This is a genomic window from Ralstonia edaphi (assembly GCF_958350185.1).
Lineage (GTDB): Bacteria > Pseudomonadota > Gammaproteobacteria > Burkholderiales > Burkholderiaceae > Ralstonia > Ralstonia edaphi.
The window spans coordinates 14431-35391 of the sequence record NZ_CATWHI010000002.1 but is presented as its reverse complement, the minus strand read 5'-3'; the positions used below and the strand labels follow the sequence as shown (position 1 = coordinate 35391).

General features: G+C 65.4%; 23 protein-coding genes. 17 read left to right on the top strand and 6 right to left on the bottom strand.

Annotated elements, in window-relative coordinates; all coding sequences use genetic code 11:
- Window positions 1-27: 27 nt before the first annotated feature.
- From R2669_RS05345 to R2669_RS05325, 5 genes are all read left to right on the top strand, one after another.
- Entirely contained in the window at window positions 28-1038 is a 1011-nt protein-coding gene (locus R2669_RS05345; protein ID WP_316899121.1) for an NADP-dependent oxidoreductase, read from the top strand.
- A gap of 97 nt (window positions 1039-1135) precedes the next feature.
- The gene (locus R2669_RS05340) at window positions 1136-1984 is read left to right on the top strand and encodes a class II aldolase/adducin family protein (RefSeq protein WP_147214114.1); all 849 of its coding nucleotides are present in this window, start codon (window positions 1136-1138) and stop codon (window positions 1982-1984) included.
- A 27-nt stretch (window positions 1985-2011) separates the two neighbouring features.
- Window positions 2012-2974, top strand: a complete 963-nt coding sequence (locus R2669_RS05335; protein WP_316876042.1) for a glutathione S-transferase family protein — start codon at window positions 2012-2014, stop codon at window positions 2972-2974.
- Between the two features lie 54 nt (window positions 2975-3028).
- Window positions 3029-3931 (top strand): SDR family oxidoreductase, encoded by a 903-nt coding sequence (locus R2669_RS05330; protein WP_147214115.1) that lies wholly within the window; start codon window positions 3029-3031, stop codon window positions 3929-3931.
- Window positions 3932-3967: 36 nt separating this feature from the next.
- Window positions 3968-4894 (top strand): alpha/beta fold hydrolase, encoded by a 927-nt coding sequence (locus R2669_RS05325; RefSeq protein ID WP_316899120.1) that lies wholly within the window; start codon window positions 3968-3970, stop codon window positions 4892-4894.
- A gap of 10 nt (window positions 4895-4904) precedes the next feature.
- Here the strand turns inward: R2669_RS05325 and R2669_RS05320 are convergent, their stop codons facing one another.
- Window positions 4905-6053, bottom strand: a complete 1149-nt coding sequence (locus R2669_RS05320) for an iron-containing alcohol dehydrogenase (protein WP_024975654.1) — start codon at window positions 6051-6053, stop codon at window positions 4905-4907.
- 110 nt (window positions 6054-6163) lie between these two features.
- Here R2669_RS05320 and R2669_RS05315 point away from each other — a divergent pair, with 110 nt between their 5' ends.
- The 3 genes from R2669_RS05315 to R2669_RS05305 are packed head-to-tail and all read left to right on the top strand — an operon-like array spanning window position 6164 to window position 8066.
- Window positions 6164-7144 (top strand): alpha/beta hydrolase, encoded by a 981-nt coding sequence (locus R2669_RS05315; RefSeq protein ID WP_316887858.1) that lies wholly within the window; start codon window positions 6164-6166, stop codon window positions 7142-7144.
- Window positions 7145-7166: 22 nt separating this feature from the next.
- The gene (locus R2669_RS05310) at window positions 7167-7604 is read left to right on the top strand and encodes an acyl-CoA thioesterase (RefSeq protein ID WP_102067238.1); all 438 of its coding nucleotides are present in this window, start codon (window positions 7167-7169) and stop codon (window positions 7602-7604) included.
- 9 nt (window positions 7605-7613) lie between these two features.
- Window positions 7614-8066, top strand: a complete 453-nt coding sequence (locus tag R2669_RS05305; protein ID WP_232042840.1) for a GNAT family N-acetyltransferase — start codon at window positions 7614-7616, stop codon at window positions 8064-8066.
- Here R2669_RS05305 and R2669_RS05300 read toward each other — a convergent pair.
- Window positions 8056-8961: a LysR family transcriptional regulator gene (locus R2669_RS05300; protein ID WP_316899118.1), complete on the bottom strand. Its 906-nt coding sequence runs from the start codon at window positions 8959-8961 to the stop codon at window positions 8056-8058. The two genes, R2669_RS05305 and R2669_RS05300, sit on opposite strands and share 11 nt — an antisense overlap.
- A gap of 100 nt (window positions 8962-9061) precedes the next feature.
- Here R2669_RS05300 and R2669_RS05295 point away from each other — a divergent pair, with 100 nt between their 5' ends.
- Window positions 9062-9964: a sterol desaturase family protein gene (locus R2669_RS05295; protein ID WP_316899116.1), complete on the top strand. Its 903-nt coding sequence runs from the start codon at window positions 9062-9064 to the stop codon at window positions 9962-9964.
- Between the two features lie 12 nt (window positions 9965-9976).
- Here R2669_RS05295 and R2669_RS05290 read toward each other — a convergent pair whose 3' ends face one another.
- The 3 genes from R2669_RS05290 to ygfZ all read right to left on the bottom strand — a co-directional run bounded on the left by R2669_RS05290 (window position 9977) and on the right by ygfZ (window position 12265).
- Window positions 9977-10792, bottom strand: coding sequence for an NRDE family protein (locus R2669_RS05290; RefSeq protein WP_147214121.1), 816 nt, complete (start codon window positions 10790-10792; stop codon window positions 9977-9979).
- Window positions 10793-10920: 128 nt separating this feature from the next.
- Complete coding sequence (locus R2669_RS05285; protein WP_027681436.1) at window positions 10921-11211, bottom strand: DUF4936 family protein; 291 nt, start codon at window positions 11209-11211, stop codon at window positions 10921-10923.
- A 13-nt stretch (window positions 11212-11224) separates the two neighbouring features.
- A complete protein-coding gene (gene ygfZ, locus R2669_RS05280) occupies window positions 11225-12265 on the bottom strand; it encodes a CAF17-like 4Fe-4S cluster assembly/insertion protein YgfZ (RefSeq protein WP_316899114.1) in 1041 nt (346 codons plus the stop codon).
- A 132-nt stretch (window positions 12266-12397) separates the two neighbouring features.
- On the opposite strand from ygfZ, the gene mltG reads away from it, so the two are divergent.
- The 6 genes from mltG (at window position 12398) to R2669_RS05250 (ending at window position 17259) form a co-directional block, all read left to right on the top strand.
- A complete protein-coding gene (mltG, locus tag R2669_RS05275; RefSeq protein ID WP_316899112.1) occupies window positions 12398-13396 on the top strand; it encodes an endolytic transglycosylase MltG in 999 nt (332 codons plus the stop codon).
- Complete coding sequence (gene tmk, locus R2669_RS05270; RefSeq protein WP_147214125.1) at window positions 13393-14010, top strand: dTMP kinase; 618 nt, start codon at window positions 13393-13395, stop codon at window positions 14008-14010. The genes mltG and tmk overlap by 4 nt, the downstream gene beginning before the upstream one ends.
- 81 nt (window positions 14011-14091) lie before the next feature.
- Window positions 14092-15102: a DNA polymerase III subunit delta' gene (locus R2669_RS05265; protein ID WP_316899109.1), complete on the top strand. Its 1011-nt coding sequence runs from the start codon at window positions 14092-14094 to the stop codon at window positions 15100-15102.
- 43 nt (window positions 15103-15145) lie between these two features.
- The gene (locus tag R2669_RS05260) at window positions 15146-15565 is read left to right on the top strand and encodes a PilZ domain-containing protein (RefSeq protein WP_316887849.1); all 420 of its coding nucleotides are present in this window, start codon (window positions 15146-15148) and stop codon (window positions 15563-15565) included.
- A 52-nt stretch (window positions 15566-15617) separates the two neighbouring features.
- Entirely contained in the window at window positions 15618-16421 is an 804-nt protein-coding gene (locus R2669_RS05255; RefSeq protein WP_316885835.1) for a TatD family hydrolase, read from the top strand.
- Window positions 16405-17259 carry an ankyrin repeat domain-containing protein gene (locus tag R2669_RS05250; RefSeq protein ID WP_316899108.1) on the top strand — a complete coding sequence of 285 codons (855 nt, stop codon included), beginning with the start codon at window positions 16405-16407 and terminating at the stop codon, window positions 17257-17259. Before R2669_RS05255 ends, R2669_RS05250 begins: the two co-directional genes overlap by 17 nt.
- A gap of 55 nt (window positions 17260-17314) precedes the next feature.
- Here the strand turns inward: R2669_RS05250 and egtB are convergent, their stop codons facing one another.
- The gene (gene egtB, locus R2669_RS05245) at window positions 17315-18619 is read right to left on the bottom strand and encodes an ergothioneine biosynthesis protein EgtB (RefSeq protein ID WP_316899106.1); all 1305 of its coding nucleotides are present in this window, start codon (window positions 18617-18619) and stop codon (window positions 17315-17317) included.
- 241 nt (window positions 18620-18860) lie between these two features.
- Between egtB and R2669_RS05240 the strand changes: the two genes are divergently transcribed.
- Together R2669_RS05240 and R2669_RS05235 are read left to right on the top strand one after the other, a co-directional pair.
- Window positions 18861-19931: a LacI family DNA-binding transcriptional regulator gene (locus R2669_RS05240; protein ID WP_316899104.1), complete on the top strand. Its 1071-nt coding sequence runs from the start codon at window positions 18861-18863 to the stop codon at window positions 19929-19931.
- Window positions 19928-20959: an ABC transporter substrate-binding protein gene (locus tag R2669_RS05235; protein ID WP_316865685.1), complete on the top strand. Its 1032-nt coding sequence runs from the start codon at window positions 19928-19930 to the stop codon at window positions 20957-20959. The genes R2669_RS05240 and R2669_RS05235 overlap by 4 nt, the downstream gene beginning before the upstream one ends.
- The last annotated feature ends 2 nt before the right edge of the window (window positions 20960-20961 follow it).

The following is a 20961-nucleotide window of genomic DNA, read 5'->3' as shown; positions in this document are numbered from 1 at the left end:
GATATCCGATATTCAGGAGCGTTTTTCATGTCGAAGACCTATCAGCGCATCGTTCTGGCTTCGCGCCCGCAAGGGGCCGTGACGCCCGACAATTTCCGCCTGGAGACGGTGGACCTCCCCGAGCTGCAGGACGGCCAGGTGCTGGTGCGCAACCATTTCCTGTCGCTCGATCCGTACATGCGCGGCCGCATGAACGACAGCAAGTCGTACGCGCAACCGCAGCCGCTGGATGAAGTGATGATCGGCGGCACGGTGGGCGTGGTGGAAGCGTCCAAGAACCCGTCGTTTGCCGTGGGCGATGCGGTGGTCGGCATGTTCGGCTGGCAGGAAGTGGGCGTGTCCGACGGGCGCGGCATTCAGAAGGTCGATACGCGCCACATTCCGCTGTCGGCGTATCTCGGTTCGGTCGGTATGCCGGGCGTGACGGCGTGGTACGGCCTGAACAAGATCATGCATCCGAAGCCCGGCCAGACCGTGGCGGTAAGCGCCGCTTCGGGCGCCGTGGGCAGCGTGGTCGGCCAGCTCGCCAAGCTCAAAGGCTGCCGCGTGGTGGGCTTTGCCGGCGGCAAGGACAAGTGCGATTACGTGGTCAACGAACTCGGCTTTGATGCCTGCATCGACTACAAGGCCGCCAAGGACCCGAAGGAGCTGTACAAGATGCTCAAGGAGGCCACGCCTGACGGCATCGATTCGTACTTCGAGAACGTCGGCGGCTCCATTCTGGATGCGGTGCTCTCGCGCATGAACGCGTTCGGCCGCATCGCCATGTGCGGCATGATCGCCGGCTACGACGGTCAGCCGCTGCCGCTGCAGAACCCGCAGCTGATCCTGGTGTCGCGCCTGACCATCGAGGGCTTCATCGTCTCCGAGCACATGGACGTGTGGCCAGAAGCACTGCGCGAGCTGGGCGGCTTCGTGGCGCAGGGCAAGCTGAAGTTCCGCGAGAGCGTGGCGCAGGGCCTGGCGAGCGCACCGGAAGCATTCATGGGCCTGCTCAAAGGCAAGAACTTCGGCAAGCAGCTCGTCAAGCTGGTTTGAGCTGAGCCGCACGCGGACTGTCAATCGCTTGACAGTCCGCTGGGCGAGGGCCGCCACAGAATGGCCTCACCCACAACAAACGCGTGAAGGAGACACCATGAACGCACCTGAAACCACGCAAGCCAAGCGGCCCGACAGCATGGCCGCCAGCCTCAGCCCCGAGGCCGCTGCCCGCTATCGCAACCTGCCGCGTCCGCCGCAATTTGCCACCGTGGCCGAAGAGCGTCTGCATCGCAAGCAACGTCTGGCTGCGGCGTTTCGTTTGTTCTCCAAATTCGGTTTCGACGAAGGCGTGGCCGGGCACATCACGGCGCGCGATCCGGAGCATCAGGACAGCTTCTGGGTCAACCCGTTCGGCGTGCATTTCAGCCAGGTGACGGTGTCGAACCTGATCCGCTGCGATCACCACGGCAACGTGGTGGAAGGCGATTACCCGGTCAACGCCGCCGCGTTTGCGATTCACTCGCGCGTGCATCAGGCACGGCCCGATGCGGTGGCCGCTGCGCACTCGCACAGCACGTATGGCCGCGCGTGGTCGACACTCGGCCGCAAGCTCGATCCGCTTACGCAGGACGTCTGCGCGTTCTACGAAGACCACGCCGTGTACGACGATTTCGGCGGCGTGGTGGTCGAGCTGGACGAAGGCCAGCGCATTGCAGAAGCGCTCGGCGACAACAAGGCCGCCATCCTGCAGAACCACGGCCTGCTGACGGTCGGCAAGACGGTCGACGAGGCCGCGTGGTGGTTCATCACGATGGAGCGCTCTTGCCAGGTGCAGTTGCTGGCCGAAGCCGCTGCCGCCCGCACGGGCGACGCACCGCGCACGATTTCCGATGCCGCTGCCCGCCAGGCGTATTCAATCGTCGGATCGGCGCAGGCGGGGTGGTTCCAGTTCCAGCCGCTGTATGCGCGCATCGTCAAAGAACAACCCGATCTGCTCGACTGATCGGCAACGCACATTTCTGGAGCCCGCATGACGGACCTGATCCTGCATCACTACGCCACCTCGCCGTTTTCTGAGAAGGTGCGTTTGATCCTCGGCTACAAGGACCAGCCGTGGAAGTCCGTCACGGTGCCCGTGATCCTGCCCAAGCCGGACGTAATGCCGCTCACTGGCGGCTACCGGCGCACACCGTTCCTGCAGATCGGCGCGGACATCTACTGCGACACCGCGCTGATCGCGCAGGTGCTGGAGTCGATTCATCCTGCGCCGACGCTGTATCCCGCAGACCATGCCGCAGCGGTGTTTTCGATGGCGCAGTGGGCCGATACGACGCTGTTCTGGGCGACGGCGACATTCGTGACGCAGCCGGCGGGCTTCCAAAGCCTGTTCGGCGACGCGCCAGAGGCGTTCGTCAAAGCCTTTGTGGAAGACCGCAAGGCGATGCGCGTGGGCGGTACCGGCTTGCGCACGCCGCTGCCGGAAGCCACCTCAACGCTGCAGGTCTTCCTCGCGCAATTGGAGCGGCAACTGGCGACCGGCGAACGCATCTTCCTGTTTGGCGAGCAGCCGACCGTGGCCGACTTTTCCGTCTACCACTGCCTGTGGTTCATCCGCCGCGCGACGGCGGTGGCGGGCATTCTCGATGCGCACCCCGAAGTCGTGGCGTGGATGCATCGCGTTGCTGCGTTCGGCCACTCGCAAGCGCAACCGATGACGTCGGCCGAGGCGCTGGACATTGCTAAGGCCGCCACGCCGCATGCGCTGACGGAACCTGAAGCGAAGGCCACCTTCGACGACAGCCACGGCCTGCCCAAAGGCACGCGCGTGACGGTGGCGGCAGTCGACTACGGCGTCGACCCGGTCGAAGGAGACCTCGTCGTCTCCACGCGCGACAGCGTCGGCGTGCTGCGGGAGGACCCGCGCGTCGGCCAGGTGGTGGTGCATTTTCCGCGCGTGGGTTATGCCGTGCGCAAGGTCGAAGCGGCAGGCTGATACGCCTCCCATCTCGATCGCCTTTCCTACTACAACGACATCAGTGAGACACGTATGAAGCAATTCGCAGGCGGTGTGGCCGTCATCACGGGCGGTGCGTCGGGTTTCGGCAAGGAATTCGCCAAGATCGGTGCCGGGTTGGGCATGAAGCTGGTGCTGGCCGATATCCAGCAGGATGCGCTGGATGCCGCCGTGGCGGAGTTCTCGGCGCAGGGCGTGGAAGTGATCGGCTTGCGCGTCGACGTGTCGAAGGTGGAAGACGTGCAGGCGCTGGCGGACCTCGCCATCAAGACATTCGGCAAGGTCAACCTGCTGTTCAACAACGCCGGCGTGGGTGCGGGCGGCCTGATCTGGGAGAACACCGAGCGCGACTGGGACTGGGTGCTCGGCGTGAACCTGCACGGCGTGATCCACGGCGTCCGCATCTTCACCCCGCTGATGCTCGAAGCCGCCAAGAAAGATCCGTCGTACGAGGGCCATATCGTCAATACGGCGTCGATGGCGGGGCTGCTGAATGCGCCGGCCATGGGCATCTATAACGTGTCAAAGCACGCGGTGGTGGCGCTGTCCGAATCGCTGTACCAGGACTTGAGCCTGGTCACCGAACAGATCCATTGCTCGGTGCTGTGCCCGTACTTCGTGCCGACTGGCATCACGCAGTCTGACCGCAATCGTCCGCAGGATCTGGCGAACACGGCGCCGCCCACCAAGTCGCAGCTCGTTTCGCGCGCCATGTCGGAAAAGGCGGTCAGCTCCGGCAAGGTCACCGCCGAGCAGGTCGGCCAGATGACCTTCGATGCGATCCGCAACGCGGGCTTCTACATCTATTCGCATCCGCACGCGCTGGCGCCTGTGCAGCATCGCTTTGAAGACATCATCTCGCAGCGCAATCCGTCCGATCCGTTTGAAGGCAAGCCGGACGTGCGCGCGCGTCTGGTCGATGCGCTGCGCGGGTAACTCCACCTCCACGACTGCCACAACGCCGGGATCGCCATGAACACTGCAACGGCTGCCGCCATCACGGAATCGCAATTCGCCGATCTGCCCAACGGCACGCGGCTGCATTACGCCAGCGCCGGCAAGCGTGGCGCGCCGCTGATGCTGTTCGTGCACGGCTTTCCGGAGTTCTGGTACGAGTGGGAAGCCCAACTGGCTGCGTTTGGCGACACGCACTTCGCCGTGGCGCCCGACATGCGCGGCTACAACCTATCGAGCAAGCCGGCTGCGGTGGATGCGTATCGCCCGAAACTGCTGGTGCAGGATCTGACGCAGTTCATCGCGGCGCTGGGCTATGAGCGTGCGATTGTGGTCGCGCATGACTGGGGTGGGGCGATCTGCTGGAACCTCGCCATTCAGCATCCCGAGTTGGTCGAGCGGCTGGTGATCGTCAATTCGCCGCATCCTTGGGTGTTTGCGAATGCGCTGCTGAGCGATCCGGCGCAGCAGGCTTCATCGGCGTATATGAACTGGTTGCGCCAGCCAGGCTCGGAGCAGGCGCTGGCCGCCAACGACTTCGAAAAGCTCGAAGGCTTCTTCAGCGGCATGGGCCAGCCCGTGGCCGACTGGTTCACGCCCGAGGTGCGGGCGCGCTATCACGCGGCCTGGAGCCAGCCGGGCGAAGGCGGCTCGCATGGCCTGACAGGCGGCGTGAACTATTACCGCGCCTCGCCGCTGCACCCGCCCGCGGAGGGCACGGCGCCGCTGCGCATCGACCAGATGCCGCCCGAGGCGTTCGTCGTGAAGGTGCCCACGCTCGTGATCTGGGGCGAGATGGACATGGCGCTGCCGAAAAGCCTGCTCAACGGGCTGGAACGCTTCATTCCGGACATACGCCTGGAGCGCATTCCCGACGGCACGCACTGGGTCGTGCACGAACAACCGGAGCGCATTGCGGCGCTGATCCGGTCGTTCGTTTCCTGACCCGCCCGCGTTACATCGATTCCGCCAGCATGCGGCGGTAGTCGTCCGCCGTGGCGATGCGCGGGTTGGTCTTGTGGCAGTGGTCGAGCAGGGCGCCTTCCACGACGTGTTCCAGCGCATCTTCGGGCACACCCATCTGACGCAGGCCGGTCGGCAGGCCCAGGCGCGCCGTCAGGTCATGCACGGCCTGGGCGAGGTCAGCGCCCGCCGGCAGGTTCATCACGCGGCGCATGCGGGCGTAGCGGTTGTCGCGCACCACCGTCTCGGCCGTTTCGTTGAAGCGCAGCACCGCAGGCAGTACCACGGCATTCAGCGTGCCATGATGCAGCCCCGTCTTGCCGTCGACCTTCACGCCGCCCAGCGGGTGCGACAACGAATGCACGCACCCCAAGCCCTTCTGAAACGCCATCGCGCCCTGCATCGACGCGCTCATCATGTTCAGGCGCGCATCGCGGTCAGCGCCATCGCGCGTGGCACGTTCGATGTTGGCCCATGCGCGCTCCAAACCATCCAGGGCGATGCCGTCCGCAGGCGGGTTGAACGCCGGCGCCAGGAAGGTCTCGATGCAGTGCGCGATCGCGTCCATGCCGGTGGCGGCCGTCAGCGCGGGCGGCAGGCCCAGCGTCAGTTCCGCATCGCAGATGGCCGATTTGGGCAGCAGATGCCACGAGTGGAAACCGAGCTTGCGGCCGTCTTCCAGGATGATGATCGCGCCGCGCGCCACCTCGCTGCCGGTGCCGGCCGTGGTGGGAATCGCAATCAGCGGCGCCGCCGCTTCCGTGATCTTCGTGCTGCCGCCCTCGATGGTCGCGTAGGTGGTAAGCGGTTCCGGGTGCGTGGCCGCAATGGCGATGCCCTTGGCCAGGTCAATCGACGAACCGCCGCCAATGGCGATCAGCCCGTCGCAGCCAGCATCCTTGTACTGCGCGGTGGCCTTCAGCACCATCGCCTCGGTCGGGTTGGAAGGCGTTTCGTCGAACACGGTGACGGGCAAGCCGCCCGTGGCGTCAATGGCGCGCTGTGCGAGTCCTGCGGCGGCCACGCCCTTGTCGGTCACGATCATCGGCCGGCGGATGCCGACGCGTGCGCATTCGCTTTTCAGTTCGTTGACGGTGCCGAAACCGAGGTGAACGTGGGTGAGGTAAAAGATGAGGGCCATGCTGTCTCCGGAGGGTGTTTGCCTGCGTCGCCCGTCTTGTCGCGCGGGCGTGGTTCAATGGATACTCCGATGATAGCCAAATTAGAACGATCGTTCAGTTCCCGCCCCGCATGCAGCACCCATCTCTCGACCCGCACGTTGCCCAGTTGCTCGATCTGGTGGCGCGTGCCAAGCGTCCGCCGCTGAACGCCCTTGACCCAGCCGACGCCAAGATCGCCTACGAAAAAAGCAGCCCCATCGTCGATATCCCGGCCATCCCGCTGGAGGCCGTGCACGACCTGACGGTGCCGGCGCGCGACGGCCATGCCATTCCCATCCGCACGTACGCGGCGCGTGAAGCCAGCTGGGCCGATCCGCTGCCGTTGCTGGTGTATTTCCACGGCGGCGGTTTTACCGTGGGCAGCATCAAGACGCATGACCAGCTTTGCCGGTCGCTGGCGGCCAAATCGGGCGCGATGGTGTTGTCGGTGGACTACCGGCTTGGGCCCGAGTGGAAATTCCCGACCGCAGTGAACGACGCGTTCGACGTGCTGCAGTGGGTGTTCGACGAAGCCGCCACCATCGGCGCCGACCCGGCGCGCATCGCGTTCGGCGGCGACAGCGCTGGCGGAACCTTGGCGGCCGTGACTGCCATCGAGGCACACAATCGCGGCCTGGCGCCTGTGCTGCAACTGCTGATCTATCCGGGCACCACCGCACGCGAATCCACGCCGTCGCACCGCGAGTTTGCCGAGGGCTACCTGCTGACGCACGAGATGATCCGCTGGTTCTTCTCGCAATACCTGCGCAGCGATGCCGACCGCGACGACTGGCGTTTCGCCCCGCTCGATGCAGGCGGCCACGGTGCGGACGTGACCGGCGTATGCCCCGCGTGGATTGCGGTGGCGGGCTTCGATCCGATCCGCGATGCCGGCATCGGCTACGCCAACAAGCTGCGCGCGGCGGAGGTGCCAGTCGAGCTGAAACTGTACGAAGGCATGATTCACGACTTCTTCAAGATCGGGCGCTTCGTGCCGGCTGTGGAAGACGCACACCGCGACGCCGCCAACGCGCTACGCCGCGCCTTCGGCACCGAGACCGAATCCCCCTGACGAGAGCAAGAAAGGAGACCGCATGGCGATCGAGGATTTCCGCCACAGCACACCCCTGCGCGTACGCTGGGCCGAAGTCGATGCGCAGAGCATCGTCTTCAACGGGCACTACCTGCTGTACGCCGATGTGTGCATCACCGAATACTGGCGCAGCATCGGCGTGCGGTATCCGGTCGATGTGGTCGACACCTTCGGCGTGGATTTCTACGTGGTCAAATCCACCCTCGAATACCACGCCTCCGCGCGCTTTGACGACGAGTTGGACCTGCGCTGCCGCGTGGCGCGTCTGGGCCGCTCCAGCATCCGCTTTATCATCGAGATGTATCGCGCAGACGAACACCTCGTGACCGGCGAAGTCATCTACGTGTGTGCCGACCCTGCCACGCAGACCTCCGCGCCGATCCCTGACACGCTGCGCGAGCGCATCCTCAATTTCGAAGTCCTGAAGCCTGAAGTGTGAGAACTGAGCATGACTGCCCCTGAATCTGTCCGCCCGCTTGCCGGTGTTGAAGTTGCCCGCTGGGACGCCGTGCGCGAAGAAGCGCGCGCCATTCGCTACGACGTGTTCGTCACCGAACAAGGCGTGCCTGTTGAACTGGAATGGGATGAATGGGATGACCAGTGCTGGCACGCGCTTGCACACGACACGGCCGGGCGTGCCGTCGCCACGGGCCGCCTGTTGCCCGACGGCCATATCGGCCGCATGGCGGTGCGCAAGGAGGCGCGGGGCACGGGCGTGGGGGCGCGCGTGCTGGAGGCCCTGATCGACAAGGCGCAGTCGCTTGGCTACCCCGAATTGATCCTGAATGCGCAAACGCACGCCATGCCGTTCTACGTGCGCGCGGGCTTTACGGCCGAGGGCGAGGAGTTCGAGGAGGCCGGCATTCCGCACCGGACCATGCGCCGCGTGCTTACACGTTGATGCCGTGGGCGGCCCGCACAATGGCTGCGATGGCCGCCTGCGCTGCCGGCGACGCGGTCCTGCCGTGCAGACGCACAATCCCCGTGGTTGACGGCGGCGACAGCCAACCCTTCACCGCCAGCCGCACCAGTGCGCCGGTTTCTAGCTCCTCCCGCACCGCTGCGTCCGTGGCACCGAGCACGGTGTCCGTCGTGAGCGCCACCGTCTTCAGCACGCCGTAGTTGTCGCATTCCAGCGCGATGCTGGCTTCCTGGCCTGCCGGTAACCCAAGCAGCATCGCCAGCTCCACCTTCGACGGGCTCAGGAGCTTCGGTACGGCAATGCCGTATTCCCAGACCTCGCGCAGCGTGTGCGTGTGCCCCGCCAGCGGGTGGCCGGCCCGCACGTAGAGGTGAGGGGGCTGGCCGCCGATCGGTTGGATATCCAGCGCGGCGTCTTTCGGCATGTCGCGCACGTCGGCGGCGAAGAACTCGATGCTCTCGCTGCGCAGGCTCTCCAGCAGTTGCACCCAATTGCCGACTTCCATGCGCAGAGCAACCTGGGGATGCTGCTGCCGCAGTTCCTGCAGCGCTTGCGGCATCAGCGTGGCCGTCAGGAGCGGCCCGACGCCGAACGCCGTGTCGCCGAGCTGGCTGTCGCGATACAGACCGACATCGCGTTGCAGGCAGCGCGCTTCGAACAACAGGCGCCGTGCACGTTCGATGACGAATTCGCCGGCCGGTGTGGGACGCACGTCGCCGGTCTCGCGATCAAACAGGCGGATGCCGAGATCCTCCTCGATCGCCTGGATGCTGCGGCTGAATGCGGGCTGGCTCAGATGCACCGCCTGCGCAGCCCGCGCAAAGTGCAGCGTGTCGGCAAGGGCCACCACGTGGCTGAGGCGTCGCAAATCCATGACGTTGCGTCCTACGCATTGAACGGATGTCCATTATGCATTGGACGCATTGATGTGGCACTCCTAGGCTTGTCTGCGCAACAAAAGCGAGGAGACACCAATGAGTTCGCACATGGAGCACGCGCTGATTGCCGCCTGCATCCTCGGATTTGCCGCCATGGAATTCGTGACGCGGCGCTATCAAGCCAACGTGCGCGGCCGCGCCACCGCCAACGATGCCTGGCTGGAAGCGCTGATGTTCATCAGCCTTGTCGCCGTCACGCAGCCGATCGCGCTGCTGGGCAGTAACGCATTGTGCAAGTGGCTCATTCCGGCGCAGCACAACGCCTGGGCCGATCTGCCCTGGTGGGCGATGACCGGGTTGCTGCTCATTGGCGATGACCTGACGCAATACCTCTGGCACCGCGCCTCGCACACACCGCTGCTGTGGCCGCTGCACCGTGCGCACCACAGCGCGTCGTACATGAGCGTGCGCGTGACGTACCGCAACAACTTCTTCTACTACCTGATGATGCCGGGGCTGTGGATTGGCGGCGTGGCCGTGTACCTGGGCTTTGGGCCCGTCTATGCCGCGTACTTGGTCGTCAAGCTCACCGTCATTGTTGGCGCGCATTGCGCCTGGCCCTGGGATGCGCCGCTGTACCGCATTCGCGTGCTGCGCCCGCTGATGTGGGTAATCGAGCGGACGATTTCCACGCCCGCCACGCACTGGGCGCATCACGCACTCACCAACGCCGACGGCATCGGCCACTACAAGGGCAATTTCGGCAACCTGCTGTTCTTCTGGGATGTGCTGTTCGGCACCGCGCATATCACGCGCAAATATCCCGCGAAGATTGGTCTGCAGGACGACGTGCTGTTCGGTGCCGAGCCGTGGACGGCGCAGATGTTCTATCCGCTGGTGCAGTCCGAGCGCGAACATTCGGCGTTGCGCCCGGGCGGCGCGGCCATCACCGAAATGGAAGTGGATCAGGCCACCCGCGCTGGGCAAGAAGCAGCCTGAGCGGCCCAGCGCTTACGTATCGGCGTGCGTGACGGTATCGAGCACGCCGAGGTAGCGGGTCTCGCCAATCTGGCCCTGGGCGTCGAAGCGGCGTTCGGTCACGTCGAAGCAGCCGTCGTGGCGGATGCGCAGGATGGTGCTGGCACGCGTGCCGTAGCGCGGCGAGCGGATGAAGGCGGCGGAAAGCAGCTTCTCCCACTCGGGCGCCACGCCGGTGGCGGGCAGGGCGCCGGTCGGTGCTTCGCGCGTTTCCGACAGCAGATCGAGATAGCGCGCCACGTCCAGCGCGTTGCCGTGCCGGCCCGTATCTGCGGCCAGCGCTTCGGCAAAGGCGGCCATGCGATGCCGCACCTTGAACCACGGCGTATCGAGCAATGCGTTGGACAGCCCGTAGAGGCCCGGCGCGAGCTTGCGGGGCGCTTCGGCGCGGTTGCTCGTCCACCAGAGTTCGTCGCGCGTGGCGGTCAGCAGATTGTAGCCGTTGTAGGCGCGGTCGCGTGCAGTGAGGCTGTCGAGATACGCGGGCACCGACATGTCGTCCGCCATCAGGAAATTGGAGACAAGTTCGCCGCGCGAGCGTGCATCGGGCCGGCGCTCGGACGGCGCGCGGTAATTCGTCAGCGCGGCAAAGCGGCCGTCGCGCGTCATGCCCATCCACGTGCCTGCGTGACCGACCACTTGGGCCATGTCACGCCCGGCCAGCACATTGGGCGCGTCGCTCCACCACGCCAAGGGCGCGGCGGGACGGTCATAGAATTCGTCCCGGTTGGCGGCCACCACCAGCGCGTAGGCGGGGTGGGCGTGCCAGGCCGTGAGAATCAAACACATGAGCACTTCCTTTGAACATGCCGCGCAACGAACGACCCATGGTCAATGTGACGACCTGTGTCGCGCGGGCTTCGGCCAAGCATAGCAGCCTGCCGGATTTTTGCGATGAGGATTGCGGCAGGGCGCCGTCAGCTGTTTTCCAGATCGACAAACAGCTCTGCGTGGCGTTCACCCGCAACGAATTCGCGCGGGCCGCCGGTTTCCCACAGCGCCGCCAGCGTGGCAGCAAATGCGGGCGGGACGTCGTCGTAAGACTCCATCCAGGTGGCCTGGCCGTCGCGTGTTTCGGGGCGGCGCATCAACGCGCCCGCCACGCCGGTCGCTTCTTCCACGGTCTCGAGCCAACGCTGCCAGCGCGGCAGGGCAGCGGCAGCGTCACGCTCGGCGATGCGGAAGTAGACGAACAGGTGGTCGGCCATGATGGGGGCGGTATCAGGCGTTTTCTGAAACGGGAATGACGTACGGCAGCGCTTGCAACGTCAGCGCCGGGCCGTCCGGCGTGGCGAGATGGATCGCGGTGTCGAGCGCGTCCAGCTTCAACTCGACGAGCAGGTCGGTCCCGCCATCAGGCGCCATGGCTGCATTGACCACCATGCCGCACGGTTGGTTCGGATCGGCTGCGCTGTAGACCTCGGCGCCGGCCGACGTGGGGGCATTGACGTGCGCGCGCTGCATGCGCCGCTTGAGTGTGCCGCGATACTGGCTGCGCGCCACGACTTCCTGCCCGGGGTAGCACCCCTTGCGGAAATCGACGCCGCCGAGCAGCTCCAGGTTCACCATCTGCGGGACGAACTGCTCCTGGGTCCGCAGGGTGATGTGCGGCACACCTGCTTGCAGGCTCAGCCAATCCCACACCTCGGTGCCGACCAGCGACAGTCGCGACGACAGCGTCTTCCAGGCGTCCTGGAAATGCTCGGCATGCACCATCCATTGATAGCGGGGGCGGCCGCCGGCATCCGGCAGGCGGACGACCGCGCCGAATTGCTGGCCGACCGTGGCAGGCTGCTGCGCCACCGCGTTGACCGTATCCGGCTCCGGCAACACGGCACCGGCCTCACGCAGCGCGTCCGCCGCGTCCGGCCCGGCGACGCCGATGGCGATGAACTCGTCCATCGGGCGCAGCTTGGCCTTGGCGCGCAGCACGAACATCGACAGGCGCTTGGTCAGTGCCGGCGCGATGGCCTTGTCGGTCTGCAGCACGAACGTATCGGCCTGGCGCCACACCAGCAGCGTGGCCAGCAGCCGACCCTTGGGCGAGCAGTAGCCCGCCAGGCGCGCCTGATTCAGGCCCAGGCCCGTGACGGCGTTGGTCAGCTGGTTATGGAGAAACTCGGCGGCATCGGCGCCTTCGACGGCGATGCGCGCCAGATCGGTCGGCGCGCAGAGCACGCTGCCGCGCGTCGCGGCGTCAAATTGCACGTCGAGCGGGGGAAAGCTCAGCGTATCGACAAAATCGTGGAAGACATCGTTCATGGTGCGGGGCTGCCTGAGATTGACCCGGTATTATATTGGGCTGTCTGAAGGGCAGCTTGTGCCCTGTCTATCCATTTCAAGAGTGCGGAAATCGCCGGTGTCGGCCGGTTCCTCACACAGATTCGCAACAGAATGCTCTCTTTTCTCAAGCGCCTGGTCCTGCTGGCCATCCTGATTGTGCTGGCAGCGGCAGGCGGCGTGGTGTGGTGGGCCCAGCAACCGGTGAGCCTGGCGGCGTCGCCGCTGGAGGTGGTGATCAAACCGAACTCGAGCGTGATCTCGGTCGGCAAGCAACTGGCCAATGCCGGCGTGGGCGTGCAGCCGCAGTTGTTTTCACTGCTGGCGCGCGCCACCGGCAACGCCAAGAGCCTGAAAGCCGGCGGCTATGCGCTGGAAACGGGCGCGACGCCCCTGTCCATCCTGGACAAGATGGCGCGCGGCGACGTCACGCACTACGTGGTCACCGTCATCGAGGGCTGGTCGATGCGGCAGATGCGGGCGGTGGTCGACGCCGAGCCTGCGCTCAAGCACGACACGGCGGGCATGTCGGATGCGGACCTGATGCGCAAGATCGGCGCGCCGGAGGCCAACCCCGAAGGCCTGTTCTTTCCCGACACCTACCTCTTTGCGCGCGGCAGCAGCGATGTGGAGCTGTATCGCCACGCCTACCAGGCCATGCAGAAGCGCCTGAACGATGCCTGGGCCAAGCGCTCGCAGGATCTGCCATACAAGACGCCGTACGAGGCGCTGACCATGGCTTCGATCATCGAAAAGGAGACCGGCCAGAAGCTGGAGCGCCCGATGATCGCCGCCGTGTTCGTCAACCGGCTGCGCAAGAACATGCTGCTGCAGACCGACCCGACGGTCATCTACGGCCTCGGTGCCGGCTTTGACGGCAATTTGCGCAAGCGCGACCTGCAGACGGACACGCCGTACAACACCTACACGCGGACCGGCCTGCCGCCCACGCCGATCGCGCTGCCGGGCATGGCGTCGCTGCAGGCGGCGCTGAACCCGGCACCGTCGGACGCGCTGTATTTCGTGGCGCGCGGCGACGGCAGCAGCCAGTTTTCGACCAACCTGACGGACCACAACCGGGCCGTCAACAAATATCAGCGCGGCCAACCATGACCGGCAAGTTCATCACATTCGAAGGGATCGACGGGGCAGGCAAGAGCACGCACCTCGCGTGGTTTGCACAGCAACTGCAGGCGAAGCTCGCGCCCCTGGGCAAAAAAGTGGTCGTCACCCGCGAGCCGGGCGGCACGCCGCTAGGCGAGCGGCTGCGCGAAGTGCTGCTGCACGAACGCATGCACCTGGAAACGGAAGCGCTGCTGATGTTTGCCGGCCGCCGCGAGCACATCGCCGAAGTGATTCAACCGGCCCTGGACGCCGGCGATTGGGTCATCTCCGACCGCTTCACCGATGCCACGTTCGCCTATCAGGGCGGGGGCAGGGGCTTGGCGATCGACCGGCTGGAGGTGCTGGAGCACTGGGTGCAGCAGGGTCTGCAGCCGACCAAGACCATCCTCTTCGACTTGGCACCCGAAATTGCCGCTGCACGCCTGGCCGATGCCCGTACGCCAGACAAGTTCGAAGCTGAGTCCGCGCAGTTTTTCCTCCGCACGCGTGCCGAATACCTGCGCCGCGCAGCGGCGGAGCCGGATCGCTTTGTCGTGCTCAACGCCAACCGCGAGCGCACCGATATCCAGAAAGACTTAGAGAATGTGCTTGCAACGCTCTGATTCTGCAGGCAATTTCGGATACGGAAATAATGGTTTCACGGCGAGTCTCTGCATCAACAATCTAACGTAACCCATTGATTCATGATGCTTTATCCCTGGCAATCCGCTGACTGGTCTCGTCTGCAAGCAATGCGGGCCAAGTTACCGCATGCGATTCTGCTCAACGGCCAGGCTGGTACCGGCAAGCGCGATTTCGCCATGCATTTCGCGCAAAGCCTGCTGTGCGATACGCCGGCGGCCGACGGCCAGCCGTGCGGCACGTGCGCCGCGTGCAACTGGTTTGCGCAGGGCAACCATCCGGATTTCCATCTCGTGCGTCCTGAAGCAATGGAAGACGCGCCCGAGACAGAGAAGGACGCCGACGGCAAGAAGAAGGCGCCGAGCAAGATCATCCGCATGGAGCAGGTCCGCAACCTCATCGAAGGGGTGGGGGTCGGCACGCACCGCGCCGGGTTGCGGGTGGTCGTGCTGTATCCGCTCGACGCGTTGCAGACCGAAGGCGCCAACGCGCTGCTCAAGACGCTCGAAGAGCCGCCGCAGAACACCGTCTTCCTGCTGGTGACGGGCCGTATCGACCGCATCCTGCCGACCATCCTGTCGCGCTGCAGGCAGTTTCCGCTGCAGCCGCCCCAGCCCGAGGCGGCGCGCCAGTGGCTGGAGCAGCAAGGCGTGCCGCACGCGCAAAACCTGCTGGCCGAGTTCGGCAATGCGCCGCTGGCCGCGCTGGCCGCCGCCGAATCCGAAGACCGCCCGCTGCTGCAGTTCCTGCTCGAACAGCTTGGGCAGGGCGCAAAGCTGGACGCGCTCGCCACGGCGGATCATTTACAGAAATTGTCGGTGCCGGCCGTTCTCAGTACCATGCACCGATGGGTCTTTGACCTGATGGCGGCAAGACTGGCGGGGCGTCCGCGTTATTTCCCGGGGCAACGCGATGCGCTGCAACGTTGCGCAAATGCCATCCCGCTCGATCGCCTGGAACGTTTTGCGCGTGCCTTGCCGGAGCGGCGCCGCACCGAGCAGCATCCGCTTGCCGCGCGGCTAGTCATTGAAAGCCTGTTGATGGATTACCGGCAGCTGTTTCCCGTTGCCTGAATCCGAACCTGCACCTGAACGTTTGCACTTTGTGGACACCCTTGTGAGCACTGCACCTCTTCGTACGCCCGGCACTCCCGTCACCCCTGGCACACCCGCTGCAGCCGGCACGGCCTCGGGCGCGCCGACCCGTCCGGGCATCGTCTCGCTGGCCATCAAGGATGAAGCCGGCCTGCATGCCGCGTATATGCCGTTCCTCAAGAACGGCGGCATCTTCGTGCCGACGCAGCGCCCTTACCGGATCGGCGAGGAAGTCTTCCTCGTGCTCTCGCTGCTGGACCGCCCACAGAAGTATCAGGTGGCCGGCAAGGTGGCCTGGATCACGCCCGTAGGCACGCCGGCCAAGACGCCGGGCATCGGAGTGCATTTCGGTGAAGACGAGCAGTGCCGCGTGCTGCGCCGTGTGATCGAAGAAGTGCTGGGCAAGCAGATCAACTCGCAGCGGCCCACACAAACCCTCTGATTTTTACCTGATACGGCGCACGAAGTTTGCGCCGTAACTTTCTGATTATTCGATGTTTGTCGATTCCCACTGCCACATCAATTTCCCCGACTTGCGCGCGCGCCTGCCTGAACTGCTGACGCGCATGCGCGAGAACCGCGTCACCCACGCGCTGTGCATTTCCGTCACGCTGGAAGACTTCCCGAGCGTGCTCGAGATCGCCGAGCAGGAGCCGAACGTGTACGCCACCGTGGGCGTCCATCCCGATGCCGAGGCGGACGTTGAAGAAGGCCGGTCCATTGAAGAGCCCACGCTCGAGCGTCTGCTGACGCTGGCCGATCATCCGCGCGTGGTCGGCATCGGTGAAACCGGGCTCGATTACTACCGCCTGGGCGATCGCACCGTGGCCGACATGGAGTGGCAGCGCGATCGCTTTCGCACGCATATTCGCGCGTCGAAGCAGACCGGCAAGCCGCTGGTGATCCACACGCGCTCGTCGGCCGACGACACGCTGGCGATCATGCGCGAGGAAGGCGCCGAGGCTGCTCGCGGCGTCATGCATTGCTTTACAGAGACCTGGGACGTGGCCAAGGCCGCGCTGGACCTGGGTTTCTATATCTCGTTCTCGGGCATCGTGACGTTCAAGAATGCCGTAGACCTGCAGGAAACCGCCAAGAAGGTGCCGCTGGACCGCATGCTGATCGAGACCGACTCGCCGTACCTGGCGCCGGTGCCGTTCCGCGGCAAGACGAACGAGCCGGCGTACGTGCGCCACGTGGGCGAATTCCTGGCAACGCTGCGCGGCGAACCGCTGGAGCGGATTGCCGGCGTTACCACCGAGAATTTCTTCAATCTATTCAATGCGATACCGCGATAACTTGAAGCAAGCAATGAACAAAATCGCCCTCGCTGGTGTGTTGACGATGGCGTTGTCGGGTGTCGCACTCGCCACGCCGCAGGACGATCTGCGCAACGCCGTCGAATACAACCGTCCGGCGCTGGTGCAGAAATATGTCGCGCAGGGCGTCGACCCGAACCTGAAGACCCGCGATGGCACACCGCTGCTGGTGGATGCGCTCAAGGAGAAGAACATCGAGGTGGCCGAGGCGCTGATCCGCGCCAAGAACATCGATTTCGAGCGCACCAATGCCGCAGGCGAAAACGCGTTGATGATGGCTGCCTACCAGGGCCTGCTGCCCATGGTGAAGCTGATGGTGGAAACGTACGACGTGGAGGTCAACAAGACCGGCTGGACCGCGCTGCATTACGCCGCCACCAACGGCTATGACGACATCGTCAAATACCTGCTCGACCACGCGGCCTATATCGATGCCGAAAGCCCCAACGCGACCACGCCGCTGATGATGGCGGCCATGGGCGGGCACATCACGACCGTCAAGCTGCTGCTGGACGAGGGCGCCGACATGAACCTGCGCAACCAGCAGAAGATGGACGTGATCGACTTCGCCAAGCGGTATCACCAGGATGAGATTGCTGCGGGGCTGGAATCGCGCCGGCGCAAGCTGGCGGAGCAATCCGGCAAGCCCGCTGCAGCACCGGCGCCTGCGGCCGCAGTCTCGCAGCCTGCCAAGCCTGCAGCGCCGGATGTGCCGACGCCGATGCCGCCCGCCAAGCGCGATGCGGCGGCGCCTAGCCCGGCCGGGCAGGATACGATCGGCACGCCGACCAACATGCTGTTTGACAGCAACCGCTAGACGCAGCCCGAACGGCCCGGCACGTCGTCAGCGCCGGTGCCGGGCGTGATGCGCGTCACGCCCGCCGCGCCAGCCGCACTCCAGTGAACTGCCACCGTTGGTGCGGATAGAAGAAGTTGCGATACGTCGCCCGCAGATGCCCCTCGGGCGACACGCACGATCCGCCGCGCAGCACCATCTGGCTGCACATGAACTTGCCGTTGTATTCGCCCACGGCGCCTTCGGCCGGCTCGAAGCCCGGATAGGGGCCATAAGGGCTGGCAGTCCATTCCCACACATCACCGAACAATTGACGCAGGCTGCCGGCCTCGGCGATGCCGTGGTCAGGCAGCGGACGTAGCGCGCCCCGGCCGGCGAAGTTGCCTTGCACGGGCAGGCCCTCGGCGGCGTGCTCCCATTCGGCTTCCGTCGGCAAGCGGGCGCCGGCCCAGCGGGCGTAGGCATCGGCCTCGTAAAAGCTGATGTGCGTGACCGGCGCGTCCAGATCCACCGGCTGCAGGCCCTGCAGCGACATCTGCTGCCAGCCCTCGGCCTCGTCCATGCCGGCGCGCCAGTAGAGCGGGGCATCAATGGCTTCGCGCTGCACCCACGCCCAGCCGTCGGACAGCCACAGCGTTGGCTGCCGATAGCCGCCGTCCTGCATGAAGGCGAGCCATTCACGGTTGGTGACAGGGTGCGTGGCCAACGCATAGGGCTCCAGCCAGACGGTGTGGCGCGGGCCTTCGCAGTCGAACATGAAATCGGTGTCGGCTCCTGTCTCGGTTTTGCCGATCTGCACGGCACCGCCCTGGAAACTGACCCAACCCGGTTGCGCCGGGGCCGCATGCACGCGTGCTGCGGGCGCTTCGGCATAGGCCGGGCACAGCGGGTTCTGCGCAAACAGGTGGAGAAGATCGGTCAGCAGCAACTCTTGGTGCTGCTGCTCGTGGTGCAGGCCGAGGGTCACCAGGCGGGCAAGATCGTCCGATACGCCGCCGGCCAGCAAGCGCTGCATGGCCGCATCGACATGGGCGCGATAGGCGCGCACCTCGTCGAGAGTGGGGCGTGTGAGCATGCCCCGGCGCGGGCGCGGATGCCGCGCACCAACCGTTTCGTAGTACGAATTGAACAGGTACCGGTAGCGCGCATCGGGCGAGCGATAGCCCGGCACGTTGGGGCTGAGGATGAATTCTTCAAAGAACCACGTCGTATGGGCGAGATGCCATTTGGCGGGGCTGGCGTCGTCCATGGACTGAACGGTGGCGTCGGCGTCGGACAGCGGCGCAGCCAGAGCCAGCGATTGCGTTCGCACCACGCCGTAGTGCTGCATCAGCGCGGGCAGGGCGGTGGTCGGCACATCAAGAACGGGCGATACGCGCATGGGGTCTCCAGAGCAGGCAGCGAGAACAGCACAGCAGCAACTGGGCCATGCCGTTGCGGGCGCATTGGCGCACGTCGGTTGCGCATTTTCGTAAGAAGCATATGCGAGCTTTGTAACTTTGCCATGCCCGGCGTTGGCGATGCTGCGTTGCGGCGATGACTGCAGTGCAGCATCGATTGTCATGAAACAGTCACTGCGGCCGCCTAGGATGTAAACGTTTACAAATTCCAAGGGGCGCGCAGTGGGCAGCAGCATCAAGGACGTGGCGACGCACGCCGGCATTTCGATTGCCACGGTGTCGCGGGCAGTCAACACGCCGGAGCGGGTGAGTGCCTCGACGCTGGCCCGGGTGCAGGCAGCCATGGACGCGCTGCACTATCGCCCGAATGCGCTCGGCCGCCAACTGCGCGCCGAGCGCACCGGCCTGCTGGGCGTGGTGCTGCCGTCGCTGGCCAACCCGGTGTTTGCCGAATGCATGCAGGGCATCGAGGAAGCCGCATCCATTACAGGGCAGCGCGTGATGCTCATGACCACCGCCTACGACCGCGAGCGTGAAGCCCGCGCCATCGAAACTATGCTCGAGCAGCGGGTCGACGGCCTGATCCTGACCGTGGGCGATGCCGCTGCCAACCCGCATCTCGATCGCCTGGACACTGAGCATGTGCCGTATGTGCTGGTCTACAACGACACCGTCGGCCAGGCGCGCATTCCCGCCCGCTGCTGCGTGACCGTCGACAACCGCGCCGCCGCACGCGACGCCATTCGCGCGCTGCTCGCGCAGGGTCATCGCCAGATCCGCATGCTGACGGGCACGCTGGCGGCGTCGGACCGTGCGGCGCTGCGCCACGACGGCTACCGAGAAGCGCTGGAAGCGGCCGGCATTGCACCGCAGCCGCCCGTCGAAATTGATTTCAATGCCGACGCCATGCTGCCGGCCGAGCTGGCCCGCCTGCTGGCGCCGCCGCGCCCGACCGCCATTTTCTGCAGCAACGACCGCCTTGCCTTGCTTACCATCCGGTCGCTGCGCGAGATGGGTCTGCGCGTGCCTGAAGACGTGAGCGTGGTCGGCTTCGATGGCCTCGCGATGGGGCAGTGGCTTTCGCCGACGCTGGCCACCGTGGCCCAGCCACACCGCCGGATCGGCGCCGACGCGGCCACGGCCCTGGCCCGCCGCATCACCGGCGAGGTGGTGCCCTCGATTACGTTGCCGCACCGCTTGCTGGCGGGCGGCACGCTGGCCCGTGCGCCGGCGGAAGCGTCTCTCTCCGTTGTTTCTTCCCTCACGTCTGATACGCAAGGAGCGTCTCGATGAAACGTCTCGTTCAATGGCTGCGCGCGTGCGGCCTCGTGGCTGCCGGCGCATTTGCCGTGGCTGCGCCGGTGCAGGCACAGCCGGCCGGCCAGCAAGTCGCCATCTGCTACAACTGCCCGCCCGAATGGGCCGACTGGGCCAGCCAGATCAAGGCCATCAAGGACAAGACCGGCATTACCGTGCCGTTCGACAACAAGAACTCCGGCCAGGCCATCGCGCAGATGCTGGCCGAGAAGTCGCACCCCGTGGCTGACGTGGCCTACCTCGGCATCACGTCCGCGTATCAGGCCAAGGAAAAGGGCCTGGTCGCCAACTACAAGCCCAAGCACTGGGAAGACATTCCGGCCGGCATGAAGGACCCGGACGGCGCGTTCTTCTCGATCCACTCCGGCACGCTAGGCTTCTTCGTCAACAAGGACGCGCTGGAAGGCAAGCCCGTGCCGCGCTCCTGGAAGGACCTGCTCAAGCCCGAATACAAGGGCATGGTCGGCTACCTTGACCCGAGCAGCGCCTTCGTCGGCTACGTGGGGGCCGTGGCGGTCAACCAGGCGCTGGGCGGCACACTCGACAACTTCAGCCCCGCCATCGAATGGTTCAAGCAGTTGAAGAAGAACGCGCCGATCGTGCCGAAGCAGACCGCCTACGCGCGCGTCGTGGCCGGCGAGATCCCCATCCTGCTCGACTACGACTTCAACGCCTACCGCGCCAAGTACAAGGACCACGCGAACGTGGAATTCGTGATTCCGCAGGAAGGCACCATTGCCGTGCCGTACGTGATGAGCCTGACCGCCGGTGCGCCGCACGCCGACAACGCCAAGAAGGTGCTGGATTTCGTGCTGTCCGACGAAGGCCAGACGCTGTGGGCCAACGCCTACCTGCGCCCCGTGCGCGCCAACGCCATGAGCAAGGAGGCCGCCTCGCGCTTCCTGCCGGCCAGCGAATACGCCCGCGCCAAGACGGTCGACTTCAACAAGATGGCAGCCGGCCAGCAGGCGTTTGGCACGCGCTACCTGAACGAGGTCCGCTGAGC